Genomic DNA, 1,390 nt, shown 5'->3' on the forward strand with positions numbered 1-1,390 from the left:
CTGCGCGCTGAGGGCCACCGCTGAATCCGCTACGTTTTGCGGGTTCAGATAACGCGCAATGAACCGTGAGTAATCCGGCCCCTGCGCGCCCGCACCCGCTTGCATCACGATGCTCGCACCGGGGCGCTGATCACCTGCCACGACAGGGCCGAGGCTGGTGATGCTGGCGCGATCTTCCATCAGGATATTGCGCCCGGCATTGACGTCCAGGACACCCGGGCCGGCAATGTCGAAGCTGCTGTAGAGAATGTCTCGCCCGGCCGAAATCCGCGAAATGTCGCGCGCATCGTTATGCACGAACAGATTGCCGGTAGACGCGATCTGTTCGTTATTGCGACTCATGCCCCCAACGGGCGCAAACGTGGGTTGCCCCAAATTGGTACCGGACGCCACGATGTCACGCCCCGCCACCATCCACACCGGGCCTGCCGATTCATACCAGGTGCGCTTCGTGGTCGCGAACGCCAGCGTTTCGCCCGTGCGAATTCCTACCAGGTCACCGGTCAGTGCATAGAAGCGCGCCGGCCCCTGAACACTGCTCAACCCCGAGTAGCTATCGGGACCAAAGGCAAACAGTGGATAGCGCGAATTGGTTTGCGCCAGCACACCATCGCTGCCGGCGTTGGTCGTGATCGGCCGAGCGGACTGGTTGTTGCCGTAGCCATTGAACGCGGGTGCAAACGGTGTGGCGAGCGCCGCTGGGCTGGCCCCTGACTGGTTGATGGCGTAGCCGCCGGCATAGATCGAATCCCCAGCGATCAGTTCAAGCTGCCCCGCGCTGGAAGGTGCCAACAGCAATGACCAGGCCAGAGCCGGCGCCGGGTTGCCTATGCCGTAGGCCGCTGATGGTCCCGCATAAATCGAGCCCTGGCCGGCCACGGCACGCAATATCGAAGGAAAGACGAAGCGGTCATCGGTCGGTGACCCGTTAAGCCCGGCGACGGGGTCCTGCCCGGTGGTTTCCATCAACTGGGTGCTGGGCGTCAGGTTGCCGCCGGCCGAGAACAAATCGATGGCCGTGTGATCGGTCCACAGCGAGAAACCACTCAAACCGCCACCGGCATGGTAAATGCCATCCGCCGTGGTAAACGGTGTGGAGTTCTGCAACCTCACGCGGCCCGGATCGGCGGCGCCACCCAACACCAGATCGCCGCGGGTGTTGAGGCGCATGCCGGAGTCACCGGCAATCAGCACCAGCCCACCACTGGCATTACTGGCCGTCGAGTTGAACGGGTCGAAGGCGCGCGTTTCCCGTGGGTCATGAAACAGCGCCGAGGCGCCGTACTGCAGATTGATACCGCCCAACGCGGCGCCCGTCAGTTGCGCCGCACCGCGCAGGTTGATGAGCGCGCCCTGCAAGTCGTGCGTCGGCGTGCCGGTACCCGCCAGG

General features: G+C 64.0%; 1 protein-coding gene. It reads right to left on the minus strand.

Annotated features, from left to right (window positions below):
• Window positions 1-1,194: hypothetical protein (locus OQK_RS25660; protein ID WP_238537265.1), on the minus strand; the 1,194-nt coding region annotated here is incomplete at its 3' end.
• Between the last annotated feature and the right edge of the window lie 196 nt (window positions 1,195-1,390).

The organism is Pseudomonas sp. R62, from assembly GCF_000257605.1.
GTDB lineage: Bacteria > Pseudomonadota > Gammaproteobacteria > Pseudomonadales > Pseudomonadaceae > Aquipseudomonas > Aquipseudomonas atacamensis.